The sequence below is a fragment of the Pseudomonas sp. ICMP 8385 genome (assembly GCF_002699915.1).
GTDB classification, from domain to species: domain Bacteria; phylum Pseudomonadota; class Gammaproteobacteria; order Pseudomonadales; family Pseudomonadaceae; genus Aquipseudomonas; species Aquipseudomonas gessardii.
In genome coordinates, this window is sequence record NZ_LKBY01000072.1 from 1 (window position 1) to 209 (window position 209).

Annotated in this window: 1 pseudogene; it reads left to right on the forward strand. The window is 63.6% G+C overall.

What is annotated here, in order from left to right:
- Positions 1-209 (forward strand): annotated as a pseudogene (gene istB, locus AO268_RS08060) (IS21-like element ISPre4 family helper ATPase IstB); the annotation flags it as partial.

A 209-nucleotide genomic window follows, 5' to 3' on the forward strand; every position in this document is an offset into this window, starting at 1 on the left:
TGGCCCACGGAGACGGTCGATTCGCGAAACTGATGGCGGGCTATGCCAAGACCGACTTGCTGATCCTGGACGACTGGGGCCTGGCGCCGTTTACCGCCCCGCAACGGCGCGACATGCTTGAGCTATTGGACGACCGCTACGGCAACCGCTCGACGCTGGTCACCAGCCAGATGCCCGTGGACAAATGGCATGCACTGATCGGCGATCCG